We start from the raw sequence: 12,519 nt of genomic DNA, 5'->3' as shown, positions 1-12,519 counted from the left end.
TCTACATCGTATGACGAATTTCTGCAATTAAATCACGCAGCTCTGCCGCTTTTTCAAACTCCAAATTAGCACTATGTAGCTCCATCTGCGCCGTCAGATCTTTAATCAAAGCTGGATATTCGTCTTTTGGAATTTTCTTCAGGTTGAGCTTTGGCTTTTTATCAGATTCTTTTTGCGGAATAATCGATCGCAAACCATCGTCGATTTTCTTCTGAATAGTTTGCGGCGTAATATTATGCTCTTCGTTATATTTTTGCTGGATCGCTCGACGTCGATTCGTTTCGTCAATTGCTCGACGCATGCTATCCGTAACATTGTCGCCGTACATAATAACTCGCCCATCAACGTGCCGCGCCGCCCGTCCAATCGTCTGAATTAGCGCCTGTTCACTACGTAAGAAACCTTCCTTATCAGCGTCCATAATTGCCACCAAACTGACTTCTGGAAGATCCAGACCTTCGCGCAATAGATTAATCCCAACCAGCACATCATACGTCCCAAGTCGCAAATCTTTCAGAATATCGCCACGCTCCAGCGTATCAATTTCGCTATGCAAATATGCCGTCTTCACGCCGTTTTCCGTCAAATAGGCACTCAAGTCCTCCGCCATTCGCTTGGTTAGTGTCGTCACCAATACGCGATGACCTTTCGCAATCGTCTGGCGAATTTCCTCCATCAAATCATCGACTTGCCCGTCGGTTGGTCGAACTTCAATCGGCGGATCAAGCAGCCCAGTCGGTCGAATAAGCTGCTCAGCTGGCTTTGGCGAATGAGAAAGCTCATAATCTCCTGGCGTAGCAGAAACGTAAATTGCCTGATGAATATGCTGATTGAACTCGTCAAATCGAAGCGGGCGATTATCCAGCGCGCTCGGAAGACGAAAGCCATGCTCAACCAAAACTTCCTTACGGGCGCGATCGCCGTTGTACATTCCCCGAACTTGCGGCAATGTCATGTGCGATTCGTCAACCAAAAGCAACCAATCGTCCGGAAAATAATCAATCAAAGTCGCAGGCTGCTCGCCAGGTTCTCGGTCGGTCAAATAGCGCGAATAGTTCTCAATTCCCTTCACAAAACCAGTTTCCTTCAACATCTCCAAATCATATTTGGTGCGCTGACTCAGCCTTTGCGCCTCTAAAAACTTGCCATTATCTTCAAACCATTTCAGCCGTTGATTAAATTCATTCTCAATCCCAACAATTGCCTTTTCAATTCGCTCACGTGGCGTCGAATAGTGGCTGGACGGGAAAATTGTCAATTGGTCTGGCCGATCCAAAATCTCGCCAGTCAAAGGGTCAATCTTCGTCAGCCGCTCAATTTCATCACCAAAGAATTCCACGCGAACCGCAGTGTCTTGACCTGCTGGGAAAATATCCACAACATCGCCGCGCACCCGAAAAGTTCCGCGCGCAAAATCGATGTCATTGCGCTTATACTGAATGTCAGTCAATAGGCGGATAAACTTGTCCTGAACTCGACGCTCACCAACGGTCAATTTAATAGCCATATCAGTGTAAGTTTCTGGCGAACCAATGCCGTAAATACAGCTCACACTCGCTACGATAATTACGTCGCGACGTGTAAGCAACGCAGAAGTTGCTGCGTGTCTAAGCCGATCAATTTCGTCATTAATCTTTGAGTCTTTTTCAATGTAAGTGTCGCTTGAAGCGATGTACGCCTCCGGCTGGTAGTAGTCGAAATAGCTAACAAAATAATGGACTTCATTGTCCGGAAAAAATTCCTTAAACTCAGAAAAAAGTTGCGCCGCCAAAGTCTTATTGTGAGCCAAAACCAGCGTCGGCACATTGCGCCTGGCAATAATATTCGCCATCGTAAACGTCTTCCCTGAACCAGTCACACCCAGCAAAGTTTGCTCGCGCTGACCTTTTTCCAAACCATCGACTAATTGAGCAATTGCTCGCGGCTGGTCGCCAGTGGGCTGATATGAAGAAGAGAGGCGAAATTTATTCACCCCTCTATTTTACTATATTTATGAAAACTAGTCTTGGCTATAAGTTTGAGATGAGCCAGAAACTTCACATTTGCCGTCAACTAGACGACTCGGCACAGATGCCTTCTTTAAATCCGAGCACGGCATTCCGCCCTGTTGCGTGCCTGCAACAATTGCAATTTCACCAGTACCGTTCTTTGGTCCGATAATAGTATAAGCGTTTGTTAAACCGTAAACCGCTGCGTATTTTCCGTATGCTCGGTCGATAATTGGCTCATATACAGAACCTTCACGTTCTGGGATTGGCTGACCGACTTTAGATTTCAAGAATTGCTTCAATGACGCGTCAATATCCAATTTATCAACATCACTTGCTGAAGTTAAACGAATGCCCGTACCGTCGCCTTTGGTTCGGAAATCTTTATATTCTTTCTTTGTCTCATTTGATGGCTCCTCGCCTTCACCACGCGCTTTTTCTATTGAGTCAGATGAATCCTTCTTTGTCTGGCTGGTTTTTGCCGAAGAGTTAGAGTCACTATTTTTATGCATAGCACCAGCAATTATCCATGTCGCCATAGCAACAATGATTATGCCCATAATAACCACCACAACGATCAGCCACTTGTTTGTTGTTGATTTATTTTCCATAAAACCTCCATTTAGATTGTGTTTTGATTGTATATGATGGATTATTTGCCGTCAACGTATTGTAACCATAGGCATTTTATGATATAGTAGTAAAGTTAAAATCATAAAATAAAAAGGATAATGATGACACCGAAAAATGTTTGTATTCCGCGCGAATTGCAACTTCAGGCTGCGATGTTCAGATTAGGAAAAGTCGATGACGAAATTCATGCTGGCTATGAAATTCTCCAAAAATATCATAAAACCGTGACTTTTTTTGGATCAGCCAGGACAACTGAAGATAATGAATATTATCAAAAAGCCAAAGATTTAGCGTTTCAGCTAGCTAAAGAAGGCTACACGATCATCACCGGCGGCGGTGGCGGAATTATGGAAGCGGCAAACCGCGGCGCTATGGAAGCTGGCGGAAAATCAGTCGGATTCAACATTCGCTTGCCACACGAGCAATCCTTAAACAACTACACGACAGATTCGTTCGCATTCACTCACTTCGCGCCACGAAAAATCGTTATGACGCTTCTGGCTGACGCGTACGTTTGTTTCCCTGGCGGATTCGGTACGATGGATGAAATTTGTGAGATTATCACATTGACACAAACTAAGAAAATGGCGCCAGTGCCAATTGTTCTGTTTGATAAAAAATTCTGGGGCAAATGGGATGATTTTGTTTGCGAAAATATGCTTCCAAATAAGCTAATTTCTGACGGCGATGAAAAAACCTACACAATTACTGAAGACATTACGGAAGTAGTTGAGCTAATTAGGAATCAGCGAACTTGTTGCGACCGATAATTATTTCTTAGGTTTCGGCTCAATCCAACAAATTCCACCCTGACAAACCACTCGCTCCACAGCTGGATTATATGTACGCGGGTGGTTTTTATATCGGCGCGTAATCTCAAATCCCAGACCTCGCTTGCCATACGTTGTTTGCTGCTTTCCCAGAGGCAACTGGCAGTGATAATTATTTATAATGTCAATCGGATTAAACGAAATCACTTGTCCATCAACATCCAAAAGCACCCACTCAGAAGCCTTAAACGGCGCCCACTTGTCCACTTTCGGCGCGATAGCCATTAGTGATTGATAAATTTCTTCTGCCGTAGCGTTTGACGGATCCAAACCTAGAGAGCGAATAATCGAATGCGCTCTAGCCAATATTTCCGCAATCAATCGCACATCACTATCATCTCTAGTCATCTGCCTGAGCTCGGTTAATGCTCGACGCTTTTTCGCGTCATCGCCCAACAATTTCCCCAAATTTTGCGCCATTATATTTCCCTTTCTTGAATTGGCATAGCATGAAGCACTGTGCCAGCATATAAAATTCCAGCCTTTGCTCCAATTTTCATAACCACCGAACTAGCATTCGCGCTGCCCATAATTACAGAGTTTTTCAAGTTGCCACTTCGCGCCCATTCGCTCAAAAATCCCGACGCAAACGCATCTCCAGCGCCAGTTCTATCAATTGACGGCCTGTCGTCGTACATTAGTGCTCGCACGATAGTTTTTCCATCGCTTGCAATTGAGCCGTTTACGCCGTCCGTCACCAAAACGACCGGAACTAATCTCAAACCTCTTCTAACCAAGGCTTCCAAGTCCTCGCCAGACACCAATTGTTGCATTTCCTCCTTATTAAGCGTCAAAACATCGACATCAGACAAAAGTCCCAGCAATTTATCTTTTTGTGCAAGCTCTTTCTTTCCAGGATTAAAACAGATTTTCATATCGCGATGCTTGGCTTGTTGGAATAATTTGTGAAGCATCGGCATATTTCCCGCCAAAGTTGAAACGTATAGCCAATCCGCGTCCTCTTCAGACAAATCAAAATCCGCCTCATGATAATGCGTTGAAGCACCGCGGTATGTTAAAATCGTTCGCTCGCCATTTGAGGCTAACAACAACACCGAATATCCCGTACTGTATTTTGGCGAATATCGCACCAAATGCGTGTCAATATTTTCCTTATCCAAGTCAGCAATTACCGCTTGCCCTGCTGGATCATGACCAATCGCGCCCATAAAGCTAGCATAATGCCCTTGCCTGGAAAACGTTACCGCGGCGTTTGTAGCGCCACCGCCAGTCGAAAAATGAATCTGGTTTACGTCGGCTTTCGCCCCCAAATCTAGTCGCGCAAAGCAATGTTCTGGACTCTCACAAACTGGCGTCAGTGCGTCTGATTGACTTAAAAATACGTCTTGAATCGCCGCACCAACGGTGATGATTTTCGCCATTAAACCACCGCCTTTCTGACGGAATTAAACGCCTTAATCTTTGACTCCACCACTTCCTGTACGGCGGCATAAACTGGCGGCATTAACTTAACGATAGCATACTCATTTGGATTTTCTCGCAAGGTTTTCTCCAAAGTCGTTCGGAAAGCGTAACGCATATCAGAATTGATATTGATTTTAGAAACGCCAATTTTCGCAGCATCCTCAAAATAATGTAGCGGCGTGCCAGACCCACCGTGCAATGAAATCTGACAATGAATCGCCTCACGAATGTCAGCCAACAAATCCAAATCCAACACTTTCGGAACTGGATATTTGCCGTGCAAATTGCCAATCGCCGCCGCAAAAGTGTCAATTCCAGTCGCCTCGACAAACGCACGCGCACCCTCTGGCGTAGAAAAAGTCTTTTTTATTTCTTCGTAATTTATATCTTCCGTATGGACATTTGAACTTCCGCCAAAATAATGCGGCTCAGATTCCACTAGCGCACCAGTAAACTTGGCATATTCAACAACTTCACGAGTCTTCGCAATAATTTCCTCGTCGGAAGCGTCGTGATTTGCCTGAGAAATATCAATATGGATAAACTCATATCCAGCGTCAATCGCTCGCTTGCAGCCCTCAACCGTCGGACCGTGGTCCAGATTCAAATACATTTCAATTCCGTACTCAGTCTTATAATTATCCACCAAATCACGAACGTTCTCTAGACCCATAGCCTTCACTTCGGCGTCAGAAACCTCAACCAACACTGGCGATTGAAGCTTTTGTGCCGCCCGCGCCACCGCAATCAGCGTCTCTTGATTGTCAATATTAAACGCCCCAACCGCAAAACGCTGCGCCCGTGTCCGCTGCATTAAATGACGCGCCCGCGTCGTGTTTTTCCGAATCTCTGAAATCGATAATCCCATACTGCCCCCTAAAATACTTATGGTAATTATATCAATTACCGCCCGCTATGCCAAGAGAATTGACATTATGTTGTTTTGGTGGTAACATAAAATGGCTTTTGCTCGAGGCTTACCCCTAAGGGCGAAAGAGCCCTTTGGTCTTGAGCATTTTCTTCTCAGAAAGGAAGAAAAAAATGAGCCCTACAGTCAAGGCATCCGTCCTCGCAGCCAAGCTATCCGTGGGGTTAGCTTGCGTGATATGGTGGGTTATTTTTGCTCTGGCGTGGGCGACCTACGGGTTGCTTGGAATTGTGGTGCACATACTGTGGACCATAATGATCCCCGTCGTGGTCACATGTGGGATAAGTCACAGCCACCACAAATACGATCACAATGACCGTAGGCACGACCACAGGTGACACATACCCGTCAGGAGGACTACCGCTTTGAGGTCTATTAGATCTTGGCGGTAGCTCCTGGCGGGTTTTTCACTGGAGAAAATTGACAACACTATAAACAATTGAATCGACATCCAAACCGTGCTTTTTCCACAATTCAGACATTTTACCCGACTCGCCAAATGTATCATTGACGCCAATTCGCTTCATCTTCACGGGCAAATTCTCACTAAGAACTTCTGCCACGCTTGAGCCAAATCCACCAGAAATCTGCCCTTCTTCCGCCGTAATAACAGCTTGGCATTTTTGAGCCGCGTCAAGCACAGCGTCCTCGTCCAGCGGCTTAATCGTCGGAAAATGAATCACTTCTGCCCGAATGTCATATTCATTCGCGAGCTTTTCCGCCGCCAACAACAATTGATAAGTCATCACACCAGTTCCAAACAAAGCAACATCTTTGCCGCGCCTCAACGTATAGCTTTTTCCAATCTCAAAAGTAGATTGATTTAGGAATAACGCCGTTTTTTCTCTCGGCAATCTTACGTAATTCGGGCGTTTATCTCCAGCCATTGCCGCCGCCATTAGCTTGGCCTCATTGGCATCACCGGGCGCCAAAACCACCATATTAGGCAAGCTTCGCATCAGCGCAATATCTTCCAACATTTGATGCGTCGCGCCGTCCGGACCGACATTAAGCCCCGCATGAGAACCCACTAACTTAACCGGCTGATTGTTCAGACAAATAGTCGTTCGAATCTGCTCCCAATTGCGACCCGGACTAAACGCCGCATAACTAGCCGCAAACGGAACATTTCCCATAGCCGCCAACCCAGACGCCACGGTAACCAAATTCTGCTCCGCCACGCCAACTTCAATTACCCGCGGTTTCCCGATTTCCTCATAAAACTTACCAAAGCCAACGCTCTCCATTAAATCCGCACTCAGCGCCACCACCAAATTATTCTTCTTAGCAATATCAACCAGGCCTTCGCCAAAACCCATCCGAATTGCCGCAAGTTCTAAATTCTGCCAATTCTCCATTAAGAAACTCATTCGCCACCTCCTTCACTCAATTGAGCAAGCGCCCGCTCCGCCTCCTCGGCGTTTGGAGATTTTCCATGCCAACGGTAATCATATTCCATAAAATCAACGCCACGACCAGGAATTGTATGCGCAATTATCACGCTCGGCTGTCGAGAATTCTTTGCCTTATCAATCGCCTGAATTATCGCCAAATGATCATGCCCGTCAATCTCCTGCGCATCCCAGCCAAAACTTCGCCATTTGTCCGCCAAATCGCCCAGCGGCATCACCTTTTCCGTATCGCCACCAATCTGAATATTATTTCTATCAACAATCGCAATCAAATTCGCCAGATTATATTTTTTCGCAAACATCGCCGCTTCCCAAATATTCCCTTCATCCAGCTCGCCATCGCCCAAACTGCAGTAAACGAATCGCTCAGAATTGCCGCCCAAATATTGCAATGAATACGCCATGCCTGCCGCCTGACTCAGACCACAGCCCAGAGGACCGCTAGTCGTTTCAACTCCCGCCAGACTACCGCGTTCCGGATGACCTTGAAGCTTGGAGTCAAATTTTCGCAAATTAGCCAACTCTTTTTTATCGAAAAATCCCCGCTCCGCCAGCGTGGCATATAAAAGTGGCGCATAATGGCCGTTACTCATCACGAAAATATCCCGATATTCCCAATTAGGATTCTCAGGATCTAATCGCATGGCGTGAAAATACAAAACTGCCATAACGTCAGCAAAACCCAAACACCCAGCAGAATGACCCGAGCCAGCTTCAGATAGCTCACGAATAACAGACTTTCGCAATTGTTGCGATATTTTCTTCAATTTCGCTATTTGGTCGACATTCATTAAAGCACGCTCGTTTTATTAATCTCCTGTTGCAATCTGGAGAAAATGGTGCGCGGATCTGACGATTTCTGAATAACGCCGCCAACGTTCAAAACGTTAACGCCACCCTGAACCAAACTATACGCATTATCTACAGCCACTCCGCCGTCCCATCCGATTTCAACATTAGGATTAATAGCTTTAATGAGTCGTATTTTTTCTAATTGCATCAAACTAGCAGTGCCGCCAAATCGCCCCAGTTCACCGCTAAAAATCATCACATGATCTGCTATTTTTATCAATTCCTCAACCGTTCGCGGAACCGTTGGCTTAAGTAGTGCCAGCCCCGCCATAATTCCAGCTTGACGAATCTGCATAAGCGCAGTCTTCACATCTCCCGTCGCCTCTGCGTGAATAATAATCATATGCGGTCTTAAGGCAATCAACTTCGGAACATACTCAGCAACATCATTAACCATTGCATGAATATCAATCATCCAACCCTCCGGCGCCCATAATTCTGAAATTCCGACAGTCAAAGTTGGAGCAAATTCGCCATCAGAAATATCAATATGCACACGCTCAACAAGACCAGTTATCTTATCAACCTGCTCTTTATATTGATCAGCATTTTCCGCCAAAATTGCTGGTGCGATTACAGAATTACTCATGACAATTCATCCAACTGCGCATTACGCCTATTAAATCGCGGAGCATTCGTGTAAGGGGTGTTCAGCCACGTTTCCACAATTCCCTTCCAAGCAGACTCGTTGTCTTCCAAAACTCGCGCTGGCAAACATAAAACATTTGAATCGTTATCTTGGCGTGTCATTTTTGCCTCAAACGCATCCCAAATCACGCTGGCACGAATTCCCTTAAAGCGGTTCGCCGCCATACACATTCCTTGACCGCCGCCGCAAATTAATATCGCACGCGGATCTTTGCTATCATCACCAATAACCTTCAACGCCGCCGCCTGCGCGAATTGCGGAAAATCATCATCAGGATTTAATTCTACACCGCCAACGTCTTGCACGTCATAGCCATTCTTAACCAAATAGGCAAAAACTTTTTCCTTCAACATAAAGCCACGATGGTCAGATCCGAGGTAGATTTTCATAATTTTAGTATAAGCGTTTTCGGTGATTTTTGCAAGGAAAAGTTAGGTATTTTATCAGAGGTAGGGTGTAGATATTTGACAAAAAGTATTGACATTTTGTGGCTGGTATGATATATATATATCAGCTTTTCAAACCGTGAAAAGCAACTAACCGGGGAGTTCACCCCGGTTGAGGTCGCGGTTCTGAAAGGCCGCACCTCAAAAATTTCTCTGGAAGGAGAAAGTTATGTCCACTGCCGTTCTGACCGTGGCCATTAGCGTCACGCTCATTGCTGGACTGCTTGCTTTCACCATCGTGTCACTGTACAGACACCGACTGTCGACGGCGGCCCTGTCGGCGGCGGGGCTGTTCGCAACGATCCATATCACGTTCGTCGCCCTGGCTTGGTCGGAGCTGGCGATCGCGTACCTGGACGCACCTCTGACGGTGCAACGGTGGGAGGTGGCGTGGCCGCCAATCTCGTCTTTGTCGACGATGATATACGACGCTCCTGCCTGGGCGGCCATCATTTCTTTCATGATGAGCGTCGTGCTCGGAGCCATTGAGTGGAAGCGTAGGAGAGCCGCCGAAAAGGAGATGGCGGCCTTCTTGAAGTACCTCTTTGGGGGCAATGAGGACACTAAGCCTGAGAAGTCCGAGGAGGACTGATGAGGTGCTCCGCGCCAGCAGAAGGCGTACGTAAAAAATATTCTGTGAAATCGTCAAAATCTGGCGTCCCCGCACTGTCACGGTGCGGGGTTATTTCCTTTTTGGAAGATGGCCTTATTCACTCTTTTTAAAGTAGTATCCAACATCAGCTACCAACTCGACCAAGCGATTAGAATAGCCCCATTCATTGTCATACCAGACCATAACCTTAATCAAATTACCGCCAACTACCTTCGTCAACGGAAGATCGACAATTCCAGAATATGAATTGCCAATGAAGTCGCGGCTGACCAAAGGTTCCTCAGAAACGCCCAAAATGCCTTGATAGAAATTACTCTGGGCGGCTTTTTTGAACGCGTCATTTACCTGCTCGACAGTCACATCTTTCCTGAGAAGCGCCGTCACGTCACTAAGCGACACCACTGGAGTCGGTACGCGCACACTAAGTCCGTCAAATTTTCCGGTTAATTGCGGCAAGGTTTTAGTTACAGCAATTGCGGCGCCAGTCGTAGTCGGGACAATATTTTCGGCAGCATTGCGACCTTCTCTAAGATCCTTGGATGGCGCATCCTGAAGCTTTTGGCTAGCCGTATAACTATGCACTGTCGTTAGCATTGACTTTTCAACGCCAAACTCCGCGTCCAAAATCGCCATAACCGCGCCCAAAGAATTGGTCGTACAGCTAGCATTAGACACGATTGGCGTCGCGTTTTTTACCTTGTCATCGTTAGTTCCCAAAACAATCGTATCGACTCCCTCAGACTTCGTAGGACCACTAATAACCACACGCTTTGCGCCAGCCGTTAAGTGCTTGCTCGCACCATCTTTATCGGTGAAAAATCCCGTCGATTCAATCACCACATCAATATTCAAATCTCGCCACGGCAGATTTTCTGGATCTTTCTCAGCCAACACCTTAACCGACTTACCCTCAATAATCAGCTCGTTTTCCGTAAAATCAACTTGACGTCCGTACTCGCCGTAATTGCTATCATGCTTCAACAAATAAGCCAACGTTTTCGTGTCAGTTAAATCATTGATCGCGACAATCTCCAAGTCGCTTCGCTCGTTCGCAATCTTAAACGCATTGCGTCCGATTCGCCCGAAGCCGTTAATTGCTATTCTCGTTACAGCCATATCGCCCTCCCTGTTAGATATTTTCGCTTTAGCTTTTCCTTATTATACTACAAAGTTGTATAATATAAATATGACGCGCGAAGAGTTATTGTCAATTGCTAAGCAAAAATACGACGAAGTGCCAGTATTGGTTTTAGCGAGCGCAATCGATTACGCTACGGAAAAGCACGCTGGACAAAAGCGCAAAAGTGGCGAACCCTACATCAATCACCCATTGGCAGTGGCGGGAATTCTGATTGAATGGGGTATGGATATCGATACGGTTGTGGCGGGAGTTCTGCACGACACCGTTGAAGATACCGACGCAACTTTGGACGATTTGGAGAGTTTGTTTGGGCGCGATGTGGCGTTTCTGGTGGACGGCGTAACCAAAGTTTCACAAGCTCGCGCCGGGATGCGAAATTTGGATAGTTATTTACCGCACACGAAGGACAATTTGACCAAGTTGATGATTGCCGTGGGCGAAGATGTGCGCGTGATAATTATCAAGCTAGCCGACCGCCTGCACAACATGCGAACGCTGCAATTTATGACGCCAGAAAAGCAGAAAAAAATTGCCAGAGAAACAATTGAAGTTTTTGCGCCGCTGGCCGACCGCTTAAATATGGGGCGAGTTCGCGTTCAGTTGGAGGAGTTGAGTTTTAGATATTTGATGCCGAAAGCTTTTCAAGAAACCAAAAATTTGATGGACAGTCGATTGAAAAAATCGCAACGAAAATTGGATCACGTTCGCCGCGAAGTTGAAGCGCGACTAAAGGCGGAAAAGCTGGTTTTCCAGATGGACGGACGTGTTAAGAGCGTTTATAGCTTGTTTAAGAAATTAGACAAAGTTGGCGATATTGATAAGATTTATGATTTGATTGCCCTGAGGATAATTGTCGATGATTTATCGACCGGCTATCTGGTTTTGGGAATTCTACACGATATGTATCAGCCGATGTACGAGAGGATTAAGGATTACGTTGCCAATCCAAAGCCAAATGGCTATCAAAGCCTGCATACAACCGTGCAAACTCCGAGCGGACAAATTGTCGAGTTCCAGATTCGAACCAAAGAAATGCACGAATACGCCGAGCGCGGATTAGCGGCCAGCTTCCACTATAATGAGCAAAAATTGACCGACGCCTATAAAAAAGGAAAAATCGGAACTATGCCAGCCGATTTGTCGTGGATTCGCGAGCTTCAAGAAGCCGCCGCTTTAATTAGCGAAGGAAAGCGATTCGACTCCAACAAATTCCGAATGAAGCTGTTTTCTGATAGGATTTTCGTGTACTCACCAAAGGGCGACATTTATGATTTGCCCCGCGGAGCGTTTCCCTTGGATTATGCCTACCGAATTCACTCTGATATTGCGGCGCGCGCAAGCGGATTTAAGATCAACGGCGTAATGAAGCCGTTCAATTACAAATTACAGCACGGCGACACAATTGAAGTCTTAACAAGTAAATCCGCTCGTCCAAAACCAGATTGGCGAGACGTCATAATTACGCCACACGCCAAAGATAAATTACGTTTACAATTATCCCGCTCAAACGGCATCTTACAACAATTAACTGGCGGCGTTTCCTCGTTCTTCCGACACAAGTAACGCTCGCCAGTCTCTCAGTTTTAATTAACAATCAAACGT

The 12,519-nt window shown here is 46.0% G+C and carries 13 protein-coding genes; 3 read left to right on the top strand and 10 right to left on the bottom strand.

The genetic code is table 11. The annotated features are described in order from the left end of the window. Position 1: 1 nt before the first annotated feature. Both uvrB and LRM50_RS03830 read right to left on the bottom strand, forming a co-directional pair. Positions 2–1,972, bottom strand: coding sequence for an excinuclease ABC subunit UvrB (gene uvrB / locus LRM50_RS03835; protein WP_243809946.1), 1,971 nt, complete (start codon positions 1,970–1,972; stop codon positions 2–4). A gap of 27 nt (positions 1,973–1,999) precedes the next feature. After that, the gene (locus LRM50_RS03830) at positions 2,000–2,599 is read right to left on the bottom strand and encodes a hypothetical protein (RefSeq protein ID WP_243809945.1); all 600 of its coding nucleotides are present in this window, start codon (positions 2,597–2,599) and stop codon (positions 2,000–2,002) included. Between the two features lie 120 nt (positions 2,600–2,719). Here LRM50_RS03830 and LRM50_RS03825 point away from each other — a divergent pair, with 120 nt between their 5' ends. Continuing rightward, on the top strand, positions 2,720–3,391 hold the full coding sequence (locus LRM50_RS03825) for an LOG family protein (RefSeq protein ID WP_243809944.1): 672 nt from the start codon (positions 2,720–2,722) through the stop codon (positions 3,389–3,391). On the opposite strand, the gene LRM50_RS03820 is transcribed toward LRM50_RS03825, so the two are convergent. The 7 genes from LRM50_RS03820 to LRM50_RS03790 all read right to left on the bottom strand — a co-directional run bounded on the left by LRM50_RS03820 (position 3,392) and on the right by LRM50_RS03790 (position 9,106). Beyond that, the gene (locus LRM50_RS03820; protein WP_243809943.1) at positions 3,392–3,871 is read right to left on the bottom strand and encodes a hypothetical protein; all 480 of its coding nucleotides are present in this window, start codon (positions 3,869–3,871) and stop codon (positions 3,392–3,394) included. Then, a complete protein-coding gene (locus tag LRM50_RS03815) occupies positions 3,871–4,833 on the bottom strand; it encodes a carbohydrate kinase family protein (protein ID WP_243809942.1) in 963 nt (320 codons plus the stop codon). The genes LRM50_RS03820 and LRM50_RS03815 overlap by 1 nt, the downstream gene beginning before the upstream one ends. After that, a complete protein-coding gene (locus tag LRM50_RS03810) occupies positions 4,833–5,744 on the bottom strand; it encodes a class II fructose-bisphosphate aldolase (protein WP_243809941.1) in 912 nt (303 codons plus the stop codon). The genes LRM50_RS03815 and LRM50_RS03810 overlap by 1 nt, the downstream gene beginning before the upstream one ends. Before the next feature lie 467 nt (positions 5,745–6,211). Then, positions 6,212–7,174 carry a transketolase family protein gene (locus tag LRM50_RS03805; protein ID WP_243809940.1) on the bottom strand — a complete coding sequence of 321 codons (963 nt, stop codon included), beginning with the start codon at positions 7,172–7,174 and terminating at the stop codon, positions 6,212–6,214. Further along, positions 7,171–8,007, bottom strand: coding sequence for a transketolase (locus tag LRM50_RS03800; RefSeq protein ID WP_243809939.1), 837 nt, complete (start codon positions 8,005–8,007; stop codon positions 7,171–7,173). Before LRM50_RS03800 ends, LRM50_RS03805 begins: the two co-directional genes overlap by 4 nt. After that, positions 8,007–8,657: a ribulose-phosphate 3-epimerase gene (locus LRM50_RS03795; RefSeq protein ID WP_243809938.1), complete on the bottom strand. Its 651-nt coding sequence runs from the start codon at positions 8,655–8,657 to the stop codon at positions 8,007–8,009. Before LRM50_RS03795 ends, LRM50_RS03800 begins: the two co-directional genes overlap by 1 nt. After that, the gene (locus LRM50_RS03790) at positions 8,654–9,106 is read right to left on the bottom strand and encodes an RpiB/LacA/LacB family sugar-phosphate isomerase (protein WP_243809937.1); all 453 of its coding nucleotides are present in this window, start codon (positions 9,104–9,106) and stop codon (positions 8,654–8,656) included. The genes LRM50_RS03795 and LRM50_RS03790 overlap by 4 nt, the downstream gene beginning before the upstream one ends. Positions 9,107–9,332: 226 nt before the next feature. Between LRM50_RS03790 and LRM50_RS03785 the strand changes: the two genes are divergently transcribed. Continuing rightward, positions 9,333–9,755 (top strand): hypothetical protein, encoded by a 423-nt coding sequence (locus LRM50_RS03785; RefSeq protein ID WP_243809936.1) that lies wholly within the window; start codon positions 9,333–9,335, stop codon positions 9,753–9,755. 114 nt (positions 9,756–9,869) lie between these two features. On the opposite strand, the gene gap is transcribed toward LRM50_RS03785, so the two are convergent. Then, a complete protein-coding gene (gap, locus tag LRM50_RS03780) occupies positions 9,870–10,892 on the bottom strand; it encodes a type I glyceraldehyde-3-phosphate dehydrogenase (protein WP_243809935.1) in 1,023 nt (340 codons plus the stop codon). Positions 10,893–10,962: 70 nt separating this feature from the next. Between gap and LRM50_RS03775 the strand changes: the two genes are divergently transcribed. Continuing rightward, a complete protein-coding gene (locus LRM50_RS03775) occupies positions 10,963–12,480 on the top strand; it encodes a RelA/SpoT family protein (RefSeq protein ID WP_243809934.1) in 1,518 nt (505 codons plus the stop codon). The last annotated feature ends 39 nt before the right edge of the window (positions 12,481–12,519 follow it).

It is taken from the genome of Candidatus Nanosynbacter sp. TM7-053, from assembly GCF_022828375.1.
Lineage (GTDB): Bacteria > Patescibacteriota > Saccharimonadia > Saccharimonadales > Saccharimonadaceae > Nanosynbacter.
Note: the sequence above shows the minus strand (reverse complement) of the source record. Positions and strands in the feature narration are given on the sequence as shown.